Consider the following 20,832-nt stretch of genomic DNA (forward strand, 5'->3'; position numbering starts at 1 on the left):
TTTTAATGTTTTCTCAACGAATTTTTAATAACAGTGGTTAAAAAATCAATCGCTACGGAATTCTGTCTCATATTGGGAATGATCAGATCTGCTTCATTCTTCGATGGTTCTATGAATTCCTGATGCATTGGCTTCAGGGTGGTTTGGTAACGGTGAAGAACTTCACTCAGGTCTCTTCCCCTTTCCTGGGTATCGCGCCTGATCCTCCTGATTAATCTTTCGTCTGAATCAGCATGAACGAATACTTTTAAATCGAATTCTTTCAATAATTCTTTATTCGTAAGAACCAGAATACCTTCTACTACCAATACATTTTTAGGCTCTACAGTGACATGGTCGCCTGTTCTGGAATGTGTTACAAAGCTATAAATGGGCTGTTCTATGGGCTCATTATTTTTTAAAGCTTTCACATGTTTTATCATTAAATCAAAATCTATCGACTTCGGATGATCATAGTTGAGCGCTTCTCTCTCGGTGAGTGTCAGATTCGGGTTGTCGTGATAATAATTATCCTGAGAAAGGATATTCATTCCTTCGATATCAAGCTGTTGAAGTATTTTGTCAACAACTGTAGTTTTGCCGGATCCTGTACCTCCAGCAATTCCTATTACAAGCATTCTTTTTTTGTTTCTTTATAGTTGGTACAAATATACTATTTTAGATGAATGCAAGTAAAACAATCCCTGCAGAATTTAGTGTAAACAAAAAAATCCGGAGCCAAAACACCGGATTTTAAAGATTTTCTTTAGGTTTTTTATTTCTTGATGAATTTTGCAGATAATTCTATTCCTTTTACGGTCAGAATATAATTTCCGGACGGAAGATCTGAAACATTAATTTTGTTACTGTTATTTCCTATGGTCGTTTCCATTACTTTTCTGCCTTCCATATTATAAATTTCGGCTTTTTCTTCTTTATTTCCTTTCAATATAACAAATAGCAGGTCAGAAACCGGGTTTGGATATACTGTTATCTGATTTTCTTTTACCGTTTCTTTGGTACTCAGTACACAGCTATATTCCGGAAGAACATATCCTGCTGCTGTAAATTCCTGTGTCATAGCGGTAATATTACTGCAATTGAACCCAAATTGTCCCAGCATATCTATAGCTGCCTGTCTTACGGCAATAGCAGCATTCTGTTGATTGGTAGATGAAGTTGTCAGGTCTAATCCTTCTAAAAATGCTCTATCTGTTTTTTCTTTACCTATCCTGTCGTATATCCTCATCAATGCAGCAGACCATATCTGTGCTTTATCATAGTAAGATCCGGATCCGGGATAAGTCATGGTGGTGTTGGTAATTCTTCCTGCCCAGAAAGGATTGTGCCCGTCCCAGTTAAACATCCACTGATACTCGGGAGCTGACGAAGGCCATTGATTTAAGCTTCTGCTGTAAGAATGTGCCCAGTAGTCTCCACATCCCTCGCTCAGACCGTCTGCATTGGAAATCCCTCCGGCCAGCCAGTGATGAATTCCGTGTCCTAATTCATGCAGGATAACATCGGCATCTTCAGCATCATCCACCCCTCCTTCTCCGAATCCAAGGGATTCACTTCCTGTGAGATAATGTGAATTATCCGAACCACTAAAACCATGTGGATCGAATCTTAATACCCCGTTGTTTTGTGATGGTTTGCAAACAATTCCCAAAGTCACATTGATGTATCTAAGACTGTTATCAAGGTGCCAGTAGGCATTAGCCGCTTCAAATCCATCATCACTTCTGTTAAACAAAAACTGATTGGTAGACTGTGTAAAAATACCTTTTGCAGGTGCTTCTATTTCTTTAATCTCCGCATACGTCCCTTTTAGGGTATAAACTCCTCCTGTAAGATCTATTTCAGGAATTGTCACTAAAGTTCTTGCGGCATCCAGACTGGCATTGGTTGCGTCGTTGTTATCTACAAAGTTACCTGCATAAGTTGATCCGGTTTTAGATAAAGGGTCCGGTTGAAAAATATAGGCACTTCCGGTTACAAAAGCTTTCTTTGCTTTTATTTTTTCACCTTTTTTCTTAGGAGATGGCTCATTTTTGTCATGGTGTTTCACCGCAATATCTTTCATGCTGATGACACTACCTGTTTTTGCATCTACAATGGTCTCCCAACTGCCGGGATTATCGAAGGAGCTGGTCAATACCCTGTAAACCAGTTTTGTTTCTCCTGATTCTGTAAGATAAACAAAAAGCTTATTTTCTTCATAGGTAATTTGTCCTTTTGATGCGGAAGCCATATGAGCTTTTTTAATCGCTTCTGAAGCAGGAAAAGAAGGAATAGTATTGACTTCTTTTAGATTATGCTTCAAATTTTCTGTGCCTGTGTAGCTTATTTTGCCTTCTTTATTGAAATGGACTACAATTTCAGACTGAAAAACAGGAACGTCTTTTATCATCTGCTGGAAACGCAGCGTTTCTCCTGTATTTCCCTTGCGTACTGAGTGGAGTTTAAGTTCAGTGAATTCCGGAATTCCTAAATTTCTTGTGTTTTCTTTGATCCAACCTCTTGCAGGAGTTTCAAAAGAAGATTCCTGAGCATGTAATGCGGAGCAGCATAATATACCACAAAGAATCAGTGAAGTAATTTTTTGTTTCATTTGTTTATATTTTTAAATACTATGTATTAATTGCTAATATAAATAAATTTAGCTCAATTATTCACCAATCAGTGCGTATTATTTATAAAAAATTATGGTTTCAATAAAAAAACTCTGCCAATGGCAGAGTTTTTTATTATACGATTTCGCTTGATAATTCTCTTGAAAGCAGTTTTTCATGCATGGGTTTCAGGAGATCCAGTGAGCCTGTTTTCACCGTGCATTTGCCTTTGTAATGGACCAGCATGGTACATTGTTCTGCCTGTTCCAGGGTATGCTTGCAGATCTCAATCAGACACTCGATAACATAGTCAAATGTGTGAATGTCATCATTATGAAGAACAATCTTATATACTTCGTCCGTATCATCCAAAACCAGTACTTCTTCTTCATACTGACGTTTTGGATCTTCGTAATCTTTTATGCTGTTATAAAAAATCATGCTTATCTCTCTTTAAACTTCACCTAATTTATCAGCCAGATCGCTTAATACATTCGGGCCTTCATATACTAATTCAACGAGCTCTACGCTCTTATTATTCATTTTAAGAATTTTGAAATGGTAGTTCTCCAGATCAAATTCGTCATTTTCTTCGGGAATATCTTCCAGCTCATGAAGAATGAATCCGGCTAGTGAATTGTACTCACTTTCTTCGGAAAGGGGCAGTTTTTTAGGCAGATGCTCATTAATTTCATCCAATGGCTGTGTAGCCTGAACCCAATAGATGTTATCTCCTATTTTGTCTACCAGTTTATCTTCATCATCTTCCTCATCCTGTATTTCTCCTACTAATTCTTCAAGAATATCTTCCAAAGTAATAATTCCTTCAGTTCCTCCAAATTCGTCAATAACGATGGCAAGGTGTTGCTTTTTTTGCTGGAATATCTTCAGAAGGTCTGAAATCTTTTTACTTCCTACCACGAAAAATGCATCACGCATCAGATCTTTAAGGTCTTCATGATTAAGATCTCCTTTTCTTTTGACAAATTCCCTGATAATTTCTTTAGTATAGAAAATACCGATTACATTGTCAATGGAGTCAAGATATACGGGAATACGGGAATATCCGCTGTCCATGATCTTATTGATAATCTCATTGATATCTTCTTCAAAGTCAATGGAGGTAATATTCTGTCTGGGAACCATGATCTGTTTTGCGGAATGATCTGTAAAATCAAATGCATTTTTGATGATCTCATAGTTCTCTTCTTCAATCTCACCGCTATCGGCACTCTGCTTTACCAAAAGCTGAAGCTCTTCGGTAGAGTGGATTTCCTGTTCAGAAGCCGGATGGATCTTTACTAATCTTAAAAAAGTATTAGACATCAGGTTCATCAACCAGATAAACGGTTTGAAGATCGTATAAAAAACTCTCAATGGAACTGCTGTAGCCATTGTAGTTGCTTCCGATTTTCTGATGGCAATTGATTTTGGAATAAGTTCTCCAAATACAATATGCATTACAGTAATTAAAACAAAACTGGTTACCACTGAAATAGTAGTAATGGTCGTTTGAGCCAATTCAACATTCAGAGAATGGAAAATACTTTCTACGACATGGTGAAGGGCGCTTTCCCCTACCCAACCCAATGCAAGCGACGCTAACGTAATCCCAAGCTGCGTTGCAGATAGATACTCATCAAGATGCTTGATAATGTGTTCTGCCTGCTTCGCCATAGAATTACCTTCGGCGGCTTTTAACTGGATTTGTGAGTAACGAACTTTAACAATTGAAAATTCTGCGGCTACGAAAAAGCCATTTAGTAAAACAAGAAATAAGGCTAGTAAAAGCCTGACTATGTCCGAGTCCATTTAGAAGTTGTATAATATTTTAGTGTACAAAGATAGATAAAATAAAAATAACCTGTATTGGGGTTAAGATATTTTGGGAATGTAATTTTCTAAGAGGCAGGACAGAAGGAGGAAAATGAAAGCTTGTAGGGTGCTTAAAAACGATTTAAAATCTTTTTTGAATAAGGAATATAGATCCGGAAAGATGAGGGATTTAACAAGCAAAAGAATAGCTAAAGTATTATTGATTGCTGATAAAAAGTATTGAAAACCAAAGAAAATAACTTTAAGCATCCATCTTCTCTCTCCATAAATTTAATCCAACAAAAAAAGCACCGACAGTGTCGATGCTTTACTATGATATTAAAATAATTCTTTATGAATTTTTCAAAGCTTCTGCTCCTGAAACGATCTCTAAGATTTCGTTTGTAATAGCAGCCTGTCTTGCTTTGTTGTAGAAAATGACAAGATCATTCTTAAGCTCCTGTGCATTATCTGTAGCTTTATGCATCGCCGTCATTCTGGCGCCGTGCTCAGATGCTACTGAATCTAAAACAGCCTTGAAAACCTGAGTTTTGATTGCTTTCGGAATCAAATTGTCCAAAATTTCATTTCTGTTCGGTTCAAAGATATAATCTGTTTCTACCTGGGTTTCTTCAGCTTTTTCAGCCATAGAAATCGGAAGAAGCTGTTCAGCAGTTACTTCCTGAGTAGCAGCATTAACAAATTTATTATAGATCAAATAAACTTCGTCAAATTTACCTTCTTTGAAGCTGTTCATTACTCCTTCGGTAACGTGAGATACCGTATCAAAGTTTAAGTTATCAAAAACAGCACTTTCGTTAGAGTATATTGTACGTGTTTTTCTTACAGCGTCAAAAGCTTTTTTACCAATGGTAAGCACTTCAACTTCGTACTGAGATTTATCTCTAAACTGAATGTTAAGTTCTTTTACAATAGATGAGTTAAAAGCTCCTGCAAGACCTCTGTTTGAAGTAACAGCGATGAAAAGAATTCTCTTCACTTCTCTTTTTTGAGCATAAACAGAAATCTGATCAGGATCAGAGCTAGAATTTACATTCTGGATGATTTCCTGTAATTTTTCAGAGTAAGGTCTTAGCATTACGATTGCATCCTGTGCTTTTTTAAGCTTCGCTGCGGAAACCATTTTCATAGCACGTGTGATCTGCATCGTAGATGAAATTGACGTAATTCTGCCTCGTATTTCTTTTAAGTTTGCCATTAATTTGGGTTCAAAGTTTATGGTCTAAAGTTTAAGGTTTAAAACTTGACATTCTAAACCTTAAACAATGAAGATTTTAGTTATATTTAGAAGCTAAATCGTTAGCTGCCTGCTTAAGAACGTTTGTAATATCGTTGTCGATTTTACCAGCTTTAATCGCTGCCATTGTATCAGGATGCTTAGATCTTAAGAATTCGATATATTCTAATTGGAATTCTTTTACTTTCTTAATAGGAACGTTTCTCATTAAGTTTTCAGTACCCGCATAAATCATAGCTACCTGACTGTCTACAGGAAGCGGAGAGTTTACCGGCTGCTTAAGAAGTTCTACGTTTCTTTCTCCTTTAGAGATTACGGCTAAAGTAGAAGCATCAAGATCAGAACCGAACTTAGCGAACGCTTCCAATTCTTTATATTGTGCCTGGTCTAACTTAAGGGTACCAGATACTTTTTTCATTGACTTGATCTGAGCGTTACCTCCTACTCTTGATACAGAGATCCCTACGTTGATCGCAGGACGAACCCCTGAGTTGAATAGATCAGACTCCAAGAAGATCTGTCCGTCTGTAATAGAGATTACGTTGGTTGGAATATACGCAGAAACGTCACCAGCCTGAGTTTCGATAATTGGAAGGGCAGTTAATGAACCTCCTCCTTTTACGATAGGTCTTAAAGACTCAGGTAAATCATTCATTTGGCTAGCAATTTTGTCATCAGCGATAACTTTTGCTGCTCTTTCCAATAGTCTTGAGTGAAGATAGAAAACGTCTCCAGGATAAGCTTCACGGCCCGGTGGTCTTCTCAATAGTAGAGAAAGCTCACGGTACGCTACTGCTTGTTTAGATAAATCATCATAAACGATCAATGCCGGTCTACCAGAGTCTCTGAAGAACTCACCGATAGAGGCTCCTGCCATTGCAGAATATACCTGCATTGGAACCGGATCTGATGCGTTAGCCGCAACGATGACAGTATATGCTAAAGCTCCTTTATCAGAAAGGGTTTTAACGATTTGTGCCACAGTAGAAGCTTTCTGACCGATCGCAACATATATACAATATACAGGCTTCCCTGCATCAAAAAATTCTCTCTGGTTGATGATCGTATCGATCGCAACAGTAGTTTTACCTGTCTGTCTGTCACCAATGATAAGCTCTCTCTGACCTCTTCCTACAGGGATCATAGAGTCGATCGCAACGATACCTGTCTGTAAAGGCTCAGTTACCGGCTGTCTGAAGATAACTCCAGGAGCTTTTCTTTCCAATGGCATTTCGTAAAGTTCTCCTTCGATTGGTCCTTTACCATCGATAGGATTACCAAGAGTATCTACTACTCTTCCTAACATACCTTCTCCTACTTTGATAGAAGAGATTCTGTTTGTTCTTCTTACTGTATCTCCTTCTTTTACCAATTTACTTTCACCAAGTAAAGCAACCCCTACGTTGTCTTCTTCAAGGTTAAGTACAATACCTTCTACATCACTAGCAAATTTTACCAACTCACCGTACTGTACATTTTCTAACCCGTATACACGAGCAATACCATCACCGATGGTTAAAACTGTACCTACTTCCTCAACGTTGGATTGAGTGTCGAAGTTGGCCAACTGTTGTTTTAAGATCGCAGATACTTCTGCCGGATTTATTTCTGCCATTATATGGTTGTTTTTTTCTTAATTTAAATGAAAATCTTTTTTAATCTGACTCAATTTGGTTTTCACCGATGCATCGATCTGCTGGTCTCCTACTCTTAAAATGTAACCTCCCAAGATATCAGGTTTTACGTTTACATTAAGATCAAAGTTTGAACCTGCTTTTACCAGATCGGTAGATCTTAGAATCTGATCAATGTTCTCTTGAGAAAGCTGAGTCGCTGTAGTAAGAGTAATTCTCTGTACTCCGTTGATATCTTCTACCTTATTGATGAACTCCTGAGCAATGTTCTTCAGCTGGGTTTCACGCCCGTGCTTGATCACTAGTCTGATCAGGTTCAGTGAAGAAACCGACAAACTTTTGAAGATCTGGTCTGCTACCTCTATTTTCTTTTTTGCATCAATGTAAGGGGTAAGAAAGAACTTGTTCAAATCCACAGATTGAGACATGATCTTCACTACATCTTTCATTTCAGAAAATACAGCAGCTGTCTGGCCTGATTCGTTGGTGAAGTCAAGCAATCCCTGTGCGTATCTTTTAGCTACTTTAGATGTAAGCATTCTTAGTTAAGGTTAGATTTGTTTAAATAATTTTGAACTAATTCATTTTGAGCTTCGTTGTTATCCAACTTCTGCTTAAGGATAGATTCAGCGATGTTTACAGATAAAGCACCGATTTGAGTTTTGATGTCTGCCATGGCAGCGTTTTTCTCAGTCTGGATCGTCTGCTTAGCGGCTTCAATGATTTTGTCTCCTTCGTTTTTAGCAGCATCTTTAGCCTCACCTACGATTCTATCTTTAATTTCTCTGGCTTCTTTAAGGATAGCATCTCTTTCGATTTTAGCTTCACGAATAATTCTTTCGTTATCCTCTTTTAAAGTCTCCATCTCTTTTCTTGCTAATTTAGCTTGATTAAGAGCATCAACAATAGAAGTTTCTCTGTCGTTGATCGATTTTAAAATAGGTTTCCAAGCAAATTTGCCTAACAAAAATAATAATGCTAGAAAAATAACAGACTGGATAATAAATAATCCTGATGAAAACTGGTGAATTAATTCCATTATATAAATGTATAAATAATTATTACTTTTTTTCTTAAATAACCATTACCCGTAACCAACCGTTATGGGTAATGGTTTGATTTTAATTAGTTTACTGCGAATAGAGCAGCAAACGCAACACCTTCAACAAGTGCAGCAGCGATAAGCATAGCTGTTTGGATTTTTCCAGATTGCTCAGGTTGTCTAGCGATAGCTTCAAGAGCAGCAGCTCCGATTTTACCAAGACCAATACCTACACCTAGTACTACGATACCAGCACCTACAATTTTAGGGATTTCCATAATATATAATTTAAAAAAATTTGTTTTACTTTAATGATCAAGTTCAATTAGTGAGCTGCATGATGTTCGTGCTCGTGCTCCTGTACTGCCATTCCGATGAACAAAGCTGATAACATCGTAAAGATATAAGCCTGCAGGAATGCAACCAATACTTCCAATAAATAAATTACTAATGTTAAGAACGGGAATGCAACACCAGCTGCGAAGTTCTTAAATACATAGATCAATCCGATCAAACTCATTACTACGATGTGCCCTGCTGTCATGTTAGCAAAAAGACGGATCATCAATGCGAAAGGCTTAGTGATTGTTCCTAATAATTCGATTGGCAACATGATCAGCTTCATTGGTACAGGAACTCCCGGCATCCAGAAGATATGCTTCCAGTAATCTTTGTTAGCAGAGAATGTAGTAATTAAATACGTAAGGATGGCAAGGAAGAATGTCATGGTAATATTACCTGTAACATTGATTCCGAATGGCATTAATCCTAGTACGTTAAGGAATAAGATAAAGAAGAATACAGTTAGTAAGTATCCCATAAATCTTTTGTATTTATGACCGATGTTCGGGATCGCTACTTCGTCTCTTACGAAAATGATTAACGGCTCTAAGAATCTTGCCGCTCCTGTAGGAACTACTGATTTCTTATAAGACTTAGCCATTCCGGCAAATAATACCAGCATGAAGACAGATACTAATAAAAGAATAAGGACACTCTTCGTAATAGAAAGATCTAAAGGCTTTTCATTAGTAGGATGACCATCCTCTCCAAGGGTCAAAGTTCCCGCTGCATCTGTTTTATAAATCTTTTCGTGGTGTAATGTATAGTAAGAACCATCTACTTCAGTTGGCTCACCGTGCATGAAACCTTCTTTACTGTTGCTCATAAAAGCATGGAATCCGTTATCATAAAAAATAACCGGAAGAGGAAATCCGATGTGGTGACCATCTTTATCCACCATCAATGTAAAGTCATGAGCATCCAACAAGTGATGATCGATGAACTCCTTGTTTTCTTTACTTGTTTTGTCTTTTTCTGAAAGCTCTTGTGCAGGAGCTGTTCCAGCAGCAGCCTCACCATGCTGTGCGGACACTAAGTTTAATACAAAAATACTGTAGAATAAAACTGCGAATTTCTTAAACATTGATAGGTTTTTTTCGTTGTGCAAAAATATAATATTTTTTCTATTTTCAATAAATAATTTTACTGTTTTTTGTCATGATTAATCAGCTTAATTGCATAGTAGGTAAGCAGCGTGGTCAGGACGAAATAAGGGATAATAAAATGAAATTTATAGCCTGGAATGACTTCAAAGTTCAATTTTTTCCTGATTAAGTACATTAAACCGAATTTTAAAAGGATCAATCCAATCACAGAGAGTCCTAAAAATTCAGGCACTACTCTATTAATTAAAACAATCATCGTAATCATCAGCATAAACATGACACTTAAAAAAAGATAAAATTTAACAATAATAATCTCATCTAAGTGAAAAACAAATTTCCAAAGGGAAAAGTGGATCAAAAATGTTAAAAAGAATAATACCGTGACCAGGATATTAGGATTTAATTTCATTGTAAACTTATTTTCAACCTCTATAAATACCAAGGTTTATTTTAATTGATCGCAAAAATAGACTTTTTCTATCGTATTTTCATACGATTTGATTTTTATCATTTTTTCTATATATATAATATTACGTGTCCGAACACTTTAGATATGCTAAAAATTCCTTATTTTTGCAAACCTATAATTTACAATCAATATGTTTAATAGTTTACAGGATAAATTAGACAAGGCTTTACATAATATTTCCGGACGCGGAAAAATCACAGAGATCAACGTAGCGGAAACCGTAAAGGAGATCCGTAGAGCGTTGGTAGATGCCGACGTTAACTATAAAGTTGCAAAAGATCTTACCAAAAGAGTTCAGGATAAAGCTTTAGGGCAAAACGTTCTTACTTCCCTTACACCGGGACAGCTGATGACGAAGATCGTTCATGACGAATTAGTAGAACTCATGGGAGGTTCTCAGGAAGGCATCAATCTTTCAGGGAAACCGTCTGTGATCCTTATTGCGGGTCTGCAAGGTTCCGGTAAGACTACTTTCTCAGGAAAACTGGCTCATCATTTAAAAACAAAAAGAGCAAAAAAACCTTTATTGGTAGCTTGTGACGTTTATCGTCCCGCTGCGATCGATCAGCTTAAAGTATTAGGCGGCCAGATTGGAGTTCCGGTATTTACGGAAGAAGGATCTACCAATCCATCTACCATTGCTGAAAATGGAATTGCTTTTGCAAAGGCAAACGGCCATGATGTGGTAATCGTCGATACCGCAGGACGTCTTGCGATTGATGAGCAGATGATGAACGAGATCAAATCTGTACATTACTTTATCAAACCTCAGGAAACCTTATTCGTCGTAGATTCCATGACGGGTCAGGATGCGGTGAATACAGCTAAGGCATTCAACGATGCTTTGAATTTTGATGGTGTTGTTCTTACCAAATTGGACGGTGATACGAGAGGGGGTGCTGCTTTAACGATTCGTTCAGTAGTAGAAAAACCAATCAAATTCATCTCTACGGGTGAGAAAATGGAAGCTTTGGATGTGTTCTATCCGGAAAGGATGGCCGACAGAATTCTGGGAATGGGAGACGTTGTTTCCCTGGTAGAAAGAGCTCAGGAGCAGTTTGATGAGGAAGAAGCTAAAAAACTTCATAAAAAGATTGCTAAAAATGAGTTTGGTTTTGATGACTTCCTGAAGCAGATCAACCAGATCAAGAAGATGGGTAATATGAAAGACCTGATGGGAATGATCCCTGGCGTTGGAAAAGCGATCAAAGATGTGGAGATCAGCGATGATGCATTCAAGCACATTGAAGCGATCATCTACTCTATGACTCCGGACGAAAGAAGAAGACCTTCTATCATTAACAGCCAGAGAAAGCAGAGAATTGCAAAAGGAGCAGGAAGAAAGATTGAAGATGTCAATCAATTAATGAAGCAGTTTGACCAGATGGGTAAAATGATGAAGATGATGCAGGGACCTCAGGGAAAACAAATGATGCAGATGATGAGCAAAATGCCAAATATGCCGGGAATGGGCGGAATGATGGGCAAATAATAACAATGCTTAAAATAATAAGACATAAAAAAACTCTCAGAAATTCTGAGAGTTTTTTATTTTTTTATTTGAATTTGTATCCTAACCCGATCTGGAAGAAATTCATTTTTAACTTCTCGTCGTTGGATGGATTTTTAATCATATTGGTAAGTCCGAAACTGTAACGTGCATCGACAAATAATCCTTTGTATACATTATAGTCAGCTCCTAAAAACAGTCCAAATTCTGTAGACTTAAGATTGTCGTCAAAATTCTTCTCTAAAGCATTTTCACCCGCATTCAACAACTGTTGGTCTGCCATTCCTCCTGATACATCTATATTCACTTTAGTACTTGTTCTAAAGCTTACAAAAGGCCCTGCATACAATCCTAATTCAGGAGTAGCATAATATCTCGCCGATACCGGAACTACGATTCTATTAAAATTCAATTTTTCTGTCACTGTGATTCCCATGGTTGAGACTTCAACTTTACCTCCCAGATTGGCATACTGAACTTCTCCCTGCAAAGCAAATTTAGTAGTGAATTTATGCTCTACCAAAGCGCCTACATAAAACCCTGATTTAGATTTCAAACCTCCGTTTGCGCCTTCAAAAGCATCAAGATCTTCATTAGATTTTAAATTTGATAAGGCATACCCTGCTTTTACTCCAAATTTTGTTTGTGCATTCATCCCTGCAAAAAATGCAAGAGCTGATGCTAATAAGATTTTTTTCATGATTATTATTAATTTTAAAAATAGTTTTTAAAGATAAAAAAAGCCCCAAAATAAATCTTAGGGCTCTTATTTTATAAATGTGTTTGTTAATTACTTAGCAAATACATATTTAACTCCAATTCCAACTGATGCTAAATCAAGACCGAAATTATAGTTATTTACGCTCTTAGCATCCTTGTATTTAAAGTTACTGTAACCGAATTCACCGATAGTAGCTTCAAGAGTCCAGTTTTTGTTTAAGAAATAATCTAAACCTGGCTTAACCGCAACTCCGATAGAGTTGAATTTCTCTTTTGTAGTCACTGAAGTGTTGCTTGTAGATACTTCATTCTTATCATTTCCAAATTGCATTGGTACTGATAATTGACCGAAGATAAAGAATTTCTCTCCTAAAGTCCAGTACTTTCTTACGAAAGGCTCAACAACAACAGCAGATTTAGTGAATTTTGTGTCAACTACGTCTCCGTCTACTTTCTCAGTTGCAGAAGCATATCCTACTCCTACCCCAACAGCTACGTTAGATGCAACAAAGTATCCTACTGTAGGAACTAAAGTTAATTCGTTATTTGTTTTATTGTTATTGTTGTTTTCTGTTGAAGAAAAGTTTAAAGTTCCTGACACATAAGTCGTTCCTTTTGCAATCTGTGCATTAGATAAACCGAAAAGTGCAATGGCACCAGCTAATACTAATTTTTTCATTTTATAATAATTTTAATACTTTCTGAGGGCAAATTTACAGTGGGTCCGGCTAATATTAAAATTTGTTAACGTGATTAATATCATTGATGAATATTGGTATTTTTCGACATTAAAATGTATCCATCATAGGCTTTTGTTTTTTTCACAATATTTAGAATAAAAAAATTACAATTTTACAACAGGACTGAAATATACTTGTTTTTTTAGATTTACCATTTTCTTATAAATCCCTTACTATTTTAAATTATTGTAAACGGTATTGTCTTAAAATGTTAATATTTAATGCATTAGTCTTAAATTAAAACTAAAAAGCTGCTTTAAATACATTAAAGCAGCCTTTTACCCTATACGTTAGCAATAAAACTAGGCAGACACGTAGCAATTGTACGTTCCTTTAACTGAAAATAACTGCCCTGCCGGTACAAAATGTCCATTCATAGAAGCTCCAGGAACAAGGAAGTAGTACCCTGTTTGTTGACGTGAATCTATAATCTGGCTTACATTGATGTCAAATGTCCATTTATTACGAGGTAAGCCTGAAAATTTAGCTGCAGTTAAATACAACATGCAATTGGATGCCTGTATAAAATACGTGTTTTTAAGGGCTAGATTTTCGTTATTAATCAAACCTATATCGTCGGTATATTGATACCCTTCTGATAAATGTCTCTCAAGGAGTAAATTTCCATCTTTATCATATAATTTATACCAGCCGCTGCACACTCGTGATATAACGCCTTTCGCTGCAGGCTTCTGTGCTGCCATTTTGGTTCTCAACTGCACTTCTTTGCTTCCTGCAAACTGTAAATAATCAACGGTAGTCGTTTTTTCCAGATAATCTTTCAGACTGTAGAACTGATCATCTTTGATTACTTCGTTCTTACTATTATAAGTCATTGTTGCAGTTTTGCCATCTATTGTATAGGCAATTTTCGTTTCCTTACTTTCATTAGACGATACATCTTCATTGAGATCCGATTGACATGATAATGAAGATAAAAGAACTGACATGAACAGTAAAGCTTTAAGCTTTCTCATAATTTAAAATTTTAATAGGTTATTAAGCCCCAAAAATATATCACTCATTCAAGATTAAAAAGAACAAAAGCATGATATTTATCACCTATGAGTGAACCTGTAAAAAAAATTAAACTCCGACCAAAAGCCGGAGTTTAATGTATTATTTTTAATATTTTCTTATTTAAGGAAGAAATTATACCCAATATTAATGGCCCCTACGTTCCAGTTGGCTTTATACCATCCGTAATCACGTCTGTTGCTGATGGTCTGATACCCCAAATAAAGCTCTCCTTTAGACATCTGATAACCAAATTTAGGCTGCGCGTAGAAACCTCCGTCTACTCCATCTTTTACAGAAATTCCGTATCCCAGGTCTAAACCTACAAAGATGGGAGCTCCAGAAAACTTGTATTTTCCGGAAACCGCCACAGGAATAAATCCGAAATCATCAAAGTGATCTTTTCCGAAAAAATGAGAATATCCTGTCGTAACTCCAAGGTCAAGCCCTTTTGTAATATTCCACATATAAGCAGCATCTACTCCCAATGTAAATGAAGATGCATCGCCGGCATCACCTACCGGAATACCAATATGCCCTCCCAATTTAAAACCTTCCTGCGCATGTGCTGCACTACCTAACAGCGCAAAAGCACCTAGTAAAAATAGTTTTTTCATTTTTTTAAATAGTTTTGATTGATACCACAAAATTACTAAAATTAACAATAGCTCTGCCTGGCAGCAATAAAAAAGCGGAACAAAAATTTGTCCCGCTCTGTTTTTTTTAAATCAGTCCTAAAGAATTAGTTTCCTCCGAATTTGAAACCAACACCCACTTGTAAAAAGCTGTTGGTTAGTTTTCCGTCTCCAGAATCTTTTGCTAAGTTAGAAACTCCCATATTGTACCTTGCGTCAAAGAACAATCCGTTTTCCAATGCATATTCTGCACCAAGGAAAGGAGCGATATTCAAGGTATTGGTCTGATCCTTGATATCAACTTCATCTCCTAATGAAATGTCAAGTCCCGGTAAACCAAGTCCTGCATTCACTTCATATTTTGTTTTTGCAGAAAGGATAAATCCAAAACTTGCTCCCGCAGAAACTGATAAACCTTCAGTGATGAAATATTTAGCAGAAACCGGAACCATTAAAGTTCCAAATTTAATTTTTGATTTTGCTCCAACAAAAGCTTCGTCGCTACCTTCTGCAGCTTCTACCTTACCTCCAAGCGGAGAGTACAAAACTTCTCCCTGAAGAGCAAATTTATCACTTAGTTTGTGCTCTACTAAAGCACCTACATAGAACGTGTGGGAAGGATCTGAATTTTCAGAATTTCCACCGTCTTTAAATTTTAAAGTTGAAAGAGAGTAACCAGCCTTAGCTCCGAATCTTGTTTCTTGAGCGCTTAAATTGATGCTAACCGCAGCTGCTGCTGCAATAAGTAAAAGTTTTTTCATGATTTTATTTTAGTATTCGGATGCAAAACTAATGCTTTTTTTCAAAAACACCAAATAGTGTCTAGACATTATCAGATGTCAATCTTGCTCAATAAAAATTCTTCAAAATTTTACTTCTTTTTAAACTTATAGCCTATCCCCATCAGAAGGTAGCTGTTTTTTAAAGTTTCAAAACCTTCTCCATGCTTGTTTTTAGCTATATCATACAGTCCAAAAGTATACCTGGCATCCATAAACAAACCATTATTCAGATTATACTCCACTCCTACAAATGGATTGACAGAAAATGTTTTGATATTGTGCCCAAGATCAGTTTTACCACTCAGCAAGTCCTGAAAAAAATCACCCCCTATAAAAAGTCCGTGATCTACATTTCTGCTGACTCCGCTTTCAGCTTCTATCAAGAACCCAAAATCTGCTCCCGCATGAATATTCAACTTTTGAAAAGGATAATATTTGACCATTACCGGGAAATTGAGCGTTTGAAGTCTTATTTTGTTGATCATTTCCGTTCCGTCTTCATCATAAATAAATCTTCCGCCAAGTAAAGAAGGCGCAATTTCCCCCTGTACAGCCCATCGATTGTTAAGATAATACTCTACAATTCCTGAAACGCGTATAGCCAGCCTGCCTTTAGATTCAAAATGAAGATGAGGATCATCCGCAAAGACTGTTTCCAATGCTGTCCGGCCTAAACTGCCCTTAATCCCGATCTTGAGTTTTTGCGCATTCAAACTTGTTCCTGAAAGTATAACAGAAACAGTGAATAAAAATTTTCTCATGGTTATTAGTTTTGAGATGTTATGGGGTCAAATATATCTCAAACTGCAGCATTGCCATTCTACACTCACACTAATTCACTTAAAAATAATATTCAGATCATAAAGACTTAATCTTTTAACCTCTTATCTTCCTCGTTATAGGCTAAAATAATCTTTTTCACGACCGGATGTCTTACTACATCTTCTTCGGTAAGATAGACAAAACCAATTTCTTTAACATCTTTCAAAATTCTCATCGCCTCCTTCAATCCTGATTGTTGCTTTGGAGGTAAATCGATCTGAGTGGGATCTCCGGTGATGATAAACTTGGCATTCATCCCCATTCTGGTCAGGAACATTTTCATTTGAGCATGAGTGGTATTCTGAGCCTCGTCGAGGATCACAAAAGCATCATCAAGGGTGCGCCCTCTCATAAAAGCCAATGGCGCTACTTCAATCACTTTTTTCTCCATAAAACCTTCCAGTTTTTCGTGAGGAATCATATCTCTCAATGCATCATATAAAGGCTGTAAATAGGGATCCAGCTTTTCTTTCAGGTCTCCGGGAAGAAATCCCAGACTTTCCCCTGCCTCTACAGCTGGCCTTGTGAGAACAATTCTTTTAACTTCTTTATCTCTCAAAGCTCTTGCTGCCAATGCTACACTGGTATAGGTTTTACCTGTTCCTGCGGGGCCAATGGCAAAAACCATATCTTTTTTCTCGGTTTCTTTAACCAGTTTTTTAAGATTCGTTGTTTTAGCTTTGATAATCTTTCCATTCACTCCTTTGACAATAATATCCTGGTCAAAAATCAGATGTTTTTCGTTTTCATCCTTGATATTCAACACATTCTCTAAATCTTTCAGAGCAATAGAATTATTTTCAGAGATAAATTTTACAATGTCATCCAGTTTTAGTTTAAATATATCTAAAGCTTCCTGATTACCCATCGCGAAGATAAAATGATCTCGTCCTGTGATCTTAAGCGTAGGAAAGCTTGATTTTAACAAATTGAAATATTGATTATTAACGCCATAGAAGGTCTTTACATTGACATCTTCCAAATCATATGTTAATTCAAACATGCAGTATTTTATTTTTATTAGATTTTAAAATTAAAGCTTTTTTTCAAATTTTGGTCAATTCTTTTCTACAATCTTTACAACTTGCAGTTGTTTATTCTTACTTGCAAAAACTGTAAACAATAATTTGTACATTTATTTTGTTATTTACTTATTCCAATTTTAATTATTTCTCAATACAATGAAAAACACAAATGAAAAATTCCCTTTATGCAAAGCAACGCTCATAGGCGGCTTTTTATCTGCGATCGTCAAATTCGGATGGGAAGTTCCCTTTCCTCCCCGTACTCCGGAAAGAGATGCTACAAATCCTCCGCAAACTTTACTGGAACAGCTGGGAATGACCAAAGATCTCTCTCATTACTCGTATATGTACAATGAAAATGCCAGACCTATTTTCAGTTTTATAGTGCATTTTGGGTTCAGCTTTTTCTTTGCATGGCTCTATTATTGGCTCAGTGAGCGTTACAAAACAATAACTCTGGCAAACGGAGCATTGTATGGTATAATCGTGTATATACTGTTCCATGTGGTGATTATGCCGCTGATGGGTACCATTCCTGCGCCATGGAATCAGCCCTGGGAAGAACATGTTTCTGAGCTATTCGGGCATATCGTTTGGGCCTGGTCTATTGATATCATCAGAATATATATTAAAAACAATAAATCTTCTGCGCTCTGATGTAATTTACACAAAACTCATTCACATCAAGCACATTAATCAGAATGCAGGCCATCCAAACCTCTTCCTTCCGGAAACCAATTCGGAAGCAGATGAGTATTTTATAATTTTTTATGAACCTTAACCTCCCTATTTCCCTTTATTTTAAATAAATTTGCATTTCTATCATTCTACAAATTACAAATGTCGATTATTACCATTACTTCAGATTTCGGAAATTTAGACTACAGGGTTGCCGCTGTAAAAGGCAAGATTCTGTCGCTGAATCCTGAGGTAAATATCATTGATATTACCCACGATATTCAGGCTTTCAATCTTATACAAACCTCGTACATCGTACGAAACGCATATAAATATTTTCCTAAAGGCACCATTCATATCCTTTCTGTAGACAGTTTTTACCACAAATCAAGGAAAAACATCTTGTATAAAGCAGATGGTTCTTATTTTCTGGCCGCAGATAACGGGCTTTTAGGTCTTGTCTTTTTCGACATCAAACCGGAAGCGATCTACGAAATCACTTTGAACAATCGTTTTGATGATATCGTGAACTTTACGTCTACGGATGTTTTTGTTCCTGCTGCCGTCCATTTGGCTAATGGCGGGCTTCCGGAAGTGATCGGGCGAAAAATAGACTCGGCTAAAGAACTTTTGTTTCCCAAGCCGGTCTTCAATGAGTCTGAAAAGATGATCATTGGAGAAGTCACCTATATTGATAATTTCGGAAATATAATCTCAAATATCAGTAAAGATTTTTTTGAAAGCACGGGTAAAGGCAATGAAGGTTTTACTATAAAATTCAGGAATTTAACACTTTCAAGAGTGTTTTCAAGTCACACCGAAGTAGTTTCGGACTGGGAAAGGGAAACGGAATTCCACGGACAGTCGGCTGCGATCTTCAATGACAGTCAGCTTTTGGAGCTCACGATCTATAAAGGGAGTAAAAAAAACGGGGCCAAAAGCCTGTTTGGACTTAATGTAGGCGAGAATATTTATGTTGAATTCGTCTAAGATTATATATTTCATAAAAAAACCGATTTTTTTTATATATTTGTCAAAATCTAAAAATTAAAAATGGCAGAATACAAATTATTGCTTCCTTCCATGGGAGAAGGTGTTATGGAAGCGACAATTATCACTTGGTTATTCAATGAAGGTGATAATGTAAAAGAGGATGATTCCGTAGTTGAAATTGCAACAGATAAGGTAGATTCAGACGTTCCGACACCAGTTTCGGGGAAAATTGTAAAAATCCTGAAACAGAAGGACGAAGTTGCTAAAGTTGGTGAAGCCATTGCTATTTTAGAAATTGAAGGAGAAGGCGGAAATACAGCTTTAGAGGAGGTGACAACAGAAACTCCTGCAGCCGCTCCGGATACTGAAACCTTAAAAACAATTGAAGAGCCGTTACAAGCTGCTTCAGCTGTAGAATTCTCAGGAGACCTTTATCTTTCTCCGCTAGTAAAATCAATAGCACAGCAGGAAAACATCTCTGAATCTGAACTGAAGTCTATTAAAGGAAATGGATTAGAGGGAAGAATTACCAAAGAAGATATATTAGCCTACGTTTCCAACAGAGGAAATCAGCCGGCTCAACAAGCTGCACCGGTACAGGAGACAGCTCCTGCAGCACCAAAAGCTCCGGTTTCAGCGCCGGTATCTACTGTTTCTGCAGCAGCAGGTGATGAAATCATTCCGATGGACAGAATGAGAAAGATCATTGCTGAAAACATGGTAAAAGCAAAACATATTGCTCCACATGTTACTTCTTTCATCGAAACAGACGTTACCAACGTTGTAAAATGGAGAAACAAGCATAAAGATATTTTCGAAAAACGTGAGGGTGAGAAATTAACTTTCATGCCGATTTTCGTCAAGGCAATCGTGAAAGCGATCCAGGATTTCCCGATGATCAATGTATCTATCAGTGGTGAGAATATTATTAAGAAGAAAAATATCAACATTGGTATGGCTACGGCTTTACCAGACGGAAACCTTATCGTTCCTGTCATTAAAAATGCTGATCAGTTATCTCTTTCAGGTTTGGCAAAAGCCATCAACGATTTAGCGTACAGAGCGAGAAACAAGAAATTAAGACCGGAAGACACTCAGGGAGCTACTTATACGATTTCTAACGTAGGAAGTTTTGGAAACCTTATGGGAACTCCAATTATTCCTCAGCCTCAGGTCGCTATTTTAGCAATTGGTGCTATCGTTAAAAAGCCTGCGGTTCTTGAAACTAAAGATGGTGATGTAATTGCTATCCGTCAGTTGATGTTCATGTCTCACTCTTATGACCACAGAGTCGTAGACGGATCTTTAGGAGGAATGATGCTTAAGCATGTTCATGATTACCTTCAGAACTGGGATCTGAACACAGAAATTTAATCTATGATGATTGATAAATGAGACCGTATTCCAAAGAATATGCTGATCTTATCAAAACATTTTACCATACAAAACCTCCGACTTTTTCGGAGGTTTTTTTCTATTAAAGATTATCTGTACATTTAAATAAAAAACACATCAAAAATCAAGTATAGAAGTCTTTTATCATTCTATTTTATCCCACTTCCCTGAAGTCGGTTATTTTTTACAGCAGAAATTTTTAGTTATCATGTAATTTTCCTATTTTTTCAGTTCAATAAAACGTCTTACTCCACA

At 36.8% G+C, this 20,832-nt stretch carries 22 protein-coding genes; 4 read left to right on the forward strand and 18 right to left on the reverse strand.

From position 1 onward, the window contains the following. Positions 1 to 2: 2 nt before the first annotated feature. From udk to BW964_RS01755, 11 genes are all read right to left on the reverse strand, one after another. Complete coding sequence (gene udk / locus BW964_RS01705) at positions 3 to 617, reverse strand: uridine kinase (RefSeq protein WP_034745149.1); 615 nt, start codon at positions 615 to 617, stop codon at positions 3 to 5. A 137-nt stretch (positions 618 to 754) separates the two neighbouring features. Continuing rightward, a complete protein-coding gene (locus tag BW964_RS01710) occupies positions 755 to 2,593 on the reverse strand; it encodes a T9SS type A sorting domain-containing protein (protein ID WP_076504196.1) in 1,839 nt (612 codons plus the stop codon). Between the two features lie 136 nt (positions 2,594 to 2,729). Beyond that, positions 2,730 to 3,035 carry an ATP-dependent Clp protease adaptor ClpS gene (locus BW964_RS01715; protein ID WP_076504197.1) on the reverse strand — a complete coding sequence of 102 codons (306 nt, stop codon included), beginning with the start codon at positions 3,033 to 3,035 and terminating at the stop codon, positions 2,730 to 2,732. Between the two features lie 12 nt (positions 3,036 to 3,047). Further along, positions 3,048 to 4,406: a hemolysin family protein gene (locus BW964_RS01720; protein ID WP_076504199.1), complete on the reverse strand. Its 1,359-nt coding sequence runs from the start codon at positions 4,404 to 4,406 to the stop codon at positions 3,048 to 3,050. 355 nt (positions 4,407 to 4,761) lie between these two features. After that, positions 4,762 to 5,628, reverse strand: coding sequence for an ATP synthase F1 subunit gamma (atpG, locus tag BW964_RS01725; protein WP_076504200.1), 867 nt, complete (start codon positions 5,626 to 5,628; stop codon positions 4,762 to 4,764). A 76-nt stretch (positions 5,629 to 5,704) separates the two neighbouring features. Continuing rightward, positions 5,705 to 7,282 (reverse strand): F0F1 ATP synthase subunit alpha, encoded by a 1,578-nt coding sequence (atpA, locus tag BW964_RS01730; RefSeq protein ID WP_076504202.1) that lies wholly within the window; start codon positions 7,280 to 7,282, stop codon positions 5,705 to 5,707. A gap of 18 nt (positions 7,283 to 7,300) precedes the next feature. Further along, positions 7,301 to 7,840 (reverse strand): ATP synthase F1 subunit delta, encoded by a 540-nt coding sequence (atpH, locus tag BW964_RS01735; protein WP_076504203.1) that lies wholly within the window; start codon positions 7,838 to 7,840, stop codon positions 7,301 to 7,303. A 2-nt stretch (positions 7,841 to 7,842) separates the two neighbouring features. Then, a complete protein-coding gene (locus tag BW964_RS01740; RefSeq protein WP_048506909.1) occupies positions 7,843 to 8,340 on the reverse strand; it encodes a F0F1 ATP synthase subunit B in 498 nt (165 codons plus the stop codon). Positions 8,341 to 8,426: 86 nt separating this feature from the next. Continuing rightward, complete coding sequence (gene atpE / locus BW964_RS01745) at positions 8,427 to 8,621, reverse strand: ATP synthase F0 subunit C (RefSeq protein WP_002979108.1); 195 nt, start codon at positions 8,619 to 8,621, stop codon at positions 8,427 to 8,429. Positions 8,622 to 8,668: 47 nt separating this feature from the next. After that, positions 8,669 to 9,769 carry a F0F1 ATP synthase subunit A gene (gene atpB, locus BW964_RS01750; protein WP_076504205.1) on the reverse strand — a complete coding sequence of 367 codons (1,101 nt, stop codon included), beginning with the start codon at positions 9,767 to 9,769 and terminating at the stop codon, positions 8,669 to 8,671. Between the two features lie 59 nt (positions 9,770 to 9,828). Beyond that, entirely contained in the window at positions 9,829 to 10,200 is a 372-nt protein-coding gene (locus BW964_RS01755; RefSeq protein ID WP_034725372.1) for a hypothetical protein, read from the reverse strand. Between the two features lie 190 nt (positions 10,201 to 10,390). On the opposite strand from BW964_RS01755, the gene ffh reads away from it, so the two are divergent. Beyond that, positions 10,391 to 11,752 carry a signal recognition particle protein gene (gene ffh, locus BW964_RS01760; protein WP_076504206.1) on the forward strand — a complete coding sequence of 454 codons (1,362 nt, stop codon included), beginning with the start codon at positions 10,391 to 10,393 and terminating at the stop codon, positions 11,750 to 11,752. 64 nt (positions 11,753 to 11,816) lie between these two features. Here the strand turns inward: ffh and BW964_RS01765 are convergent, their stop codons facing one another. The 7 genes from BW964_RS01765 to BW964_RS01795 form a co-directional block, all read right to left on the reverse strand. Then, entirely contained in the window at positions 11,817 to 12,470 is a 654-nt protein-coding gene (locus BW964_RS01765; protein WP_076504208.1) for a porin family protein, read from the reverse strand. A 90-nt stretch (positions 12,471 to 12,560) separates the two neighbouring features. After that, the gene (locus BW964_RS01770; RefSeq protein WP_076504209.1) at positions 12,561 to 13,169 is read right to left on the reverse strand and encodes an outer membrane protein; all 609 of its coding nucleotides are present in this window, start codon (positions 13,167 to 13,169) and stop codon (positions 12,561 to 12,563) included. Between the two features lie 363 nt (positions 13,170 to 13,532). Further along, positions 13,533 to 14,207, reverse strand: coding sequence for a hypothetical protein (locus BW964_RS01775; protein ID WP_076504211.1), 675 nt, complete (start codon positions 14,205 to 14,207; stop codon positions 13,533 to 13,535). Positions 14,208 to 14,366: 159 nt separating this feature from the next. Further along, complete coding sequence (locus BW964_RS01780) at positions 14,367 to 14,864, reverse strand: hypothetical protein (protein ID WP_076504212.1); 498 nt, start codon at positions 14,862 to 14,864, stop codon at positions 14,367 to 14,369. Between the two features lie 125 nt (positions 14,865 to 14,989). Next, positions 14,990 to 15,643, reverse strand: a complete 654-nt coding sequence (locus BW964_RS01785; RefSeq protein WP_076504214.1) for a porin family protein — start codon at positions 15,641 to 15,643, stop codon at positions 14,990 to 14,992. 110 nt (positions 15,644 to 15,753) lie between these two features. Then, positions 15,754 to 16,425: a porin family protein gene (locus BW964_RS01790; protein WP_076504215.1), complete on the reverse strand. Its 672-nt coding sequence runs from the start codon at positions 16,423 to 16,425 to the stop codon at positions 15,754 to 15,756. Between the two features lie 107 nt (positions 16,426 to 16,532). After that, positions 16,533 to 17,489, reverse strand: a complete 957-nt coding sequence (locus BW964_RS01795; RefSeq protein WP_073336313.1) for a PhoH family protein — start codon at positions 17,487 to 17,489, stop codon at positions 16,533 to 16,535. Positions 17,490 to 17,667: 178 nt separating this feature from the next. Between BW964_RS01795 and BW964_RS01800 the strand changes: the two genes are divergently transcribed. The 3 genes from BW964_RS01800 to BW964_RS01810 all read left to right on the forward strand — a co-directional run bounded on the left by BW964_RS01800 (position 17,668) and on the right by BW964_RS01810 (position 20,556). Next, positions 17,668 to 18,168, forward strand: coding sequence for a YagU family protein (locus BW964_RS01800; protein WP_076504217.1), 501 nt, complete (start codon positions 17,668 to 17,670; stop codon positions 18,166 to 18,168). A 183-nt stretch (positions 18,169 to 18,351) separates the two neighbouring features. Then, positions 18,352 to 19,179, forward strand: a complete 828-nt coding sequence (locus BW964_RS01805; protein WP_073336310.1) for an SAM hydrolase/SAM-dependent halogenase family protein — start codon at positions 18,352 to 18,354, stop codon at positions 19,177 to 19,179. 63 nt (positions 19,180 to 19,242) lie between these two features. After that, complete coding sequence (locus BW964_RS01810; protein ID WP_076504218.1) at positions 19,243 to 20,556, forward strand: dihydrolipoamide acetyltransferase family protein; 1,314 nt, start codon at positions 19,243 to 19,245, stop codon at positions 20,554 to 20,556. Positions 20,557 to 20,832: the final 276 nt, after the last annotated feature.

This window comes from Chryseobacterium shigense (assembly GCF_900156575.1).
In the GTDB taxonomy this organism is placed as follows: Bacteria; Bacteroidota; Bacteroidia; order Flavobacteriales; family Weeksellaceae; genus Chryseobacterium; species Chryseobacterium shigense.